General features: G+C 71.5%; 1 protein-coding gene and 1 pseudogene. One reads left to right on the forward strand and one right to left on the reverse strand.

Translation table 11 applies throughout. The annotated features are described in order from the left end of the window. Positions 1–305: pseudogene (locus RL72_RS19980) on the forward strand (hypothetical protein); the annotation flags it as partial. 11 nt (positions 306–316) lie between these two features. Here RL72_RS19980 and RL72_RS00100 read toward each other — a convergent pair. Next, a partial coding sequence (locus RL72_RS00100) for a 2-oxo acid dehydrogenase subunit E2 (RefSeq protein WP_045248766.1) occupies positions 317–1267 on the reverse strand: 951 nt, incomplete at its 5' end.

A 1267-nucleotide genomic window follows, 5' to 3' on the forward strand; every position in this document is an offset into this window, starting at 1 on the left:
CGGGAGACTCCGCCCCGCGCGGCGCCGCCGCCGAGGAGCTCCTCTCCGCCGCCCGCCGCTGCCGTGCAACGCCGGTAGCGGGGTGCGACGCGCTCTGGGAGGGCGAGGCGGCGGGCGCGAAGGAGATCAGGGACCAGGACGGGCAGCCCGCCTTGATCGAGGACTACGGCGACCTCGCAGCGCTGCGGAGCGGGGCGGGCGAGGGGGCGCAGCTGGTGGTGATCATCCGCAGAGACGCCGAATGGCGGATCCGCGATGTGTACGACATCGCAGATCCGCCATCCGAGGGAGCGGGAGCTCCGTGAATCCGTGCGGGTCAGGCCCCGAGCTGCGCGGCGAAGTCCGCCGCCTCCAGGCGCGCCTTCACCGACGACAGGAACCGGGCCGCGTCGGCGCCGTCGATCGTGCGGTGGTCGTAGGACAGCGCCAGGTAGACGTAGGAGCGGATCGAGATCGCCTGCTGACCGTCGACCGTGACCACGCCGGGACGCTTCACGACGACACCGGTGCCGAGGATCGCGGACTGCGGCAGGAAGACGACCGGAGTGTCGAACAGGGCCCCACGCGAACCGGTGTTGGTCAGCGTGAACGTTCCGCCGGCGAGCTCGTCCGGCTTCAGCTTGTTGTCGCGCGTGCGTGCCGCGAGGTCGGCGATCTCGTGGGCGATCTGCGCGATGTTCTTCGACCCCGCATCGCGCAGCACCGGCGTGAGCAGGCCGCGCTCGGTGTCCACCGCGATCGAGATGTTCTCGGAGGCGGGGTACACGATGTCGGTGCCGTCGACGGTCGAGTTCACGATGGGGAACTCCTGCAGCGCCTCGGCAGCGGCCAGGGCGAAGAACGGCAGGAAGGACAGCTTGTCGCCGGTCTTCTGCTGGAACGAGCCCTTGACCTCATCGCGGTAGGCGGCGAGCTTCGTGACATCGACCTCGACGACCGTGGTCAGCTGCGCGGTCTGCTGCATCGAGGCGACGGCCCGCTCGGCCAGAACCTTGCGCAGACGCGACATCGGCTGCGTGGTCCCGCGCAGCGGCGAGATCACGCGCTCCTTCGGCGCAGCCGCAACGGCGGCGGGCGCAGCGGTCGCAGCCGGAGCGGCGGCAGCGTTCAGCACGTCCTCCTTGCGGATGCGGCCGCCCACGCCGGTGCCGGCGACGGATGCGAGGTCGACGCCCTTCTCGGCGGCGAGGCGACGCACCAGCGGCGTCACGTACAGCGAGTCGGACCCGGTGTCGACCTCGCATCCGTCGCCCTCGCCGGCGCGGGC

Origin of the sequence: Microbacterium azadirachtae (genome assembly GCF_000956545.1) — a bacterium.
GTDB lineage: Bacteria > Actinomycetota > Actinomycetes > Actinomycetales > Microbacteriaceae > Microbacterium > Microbacterium azadirachtae.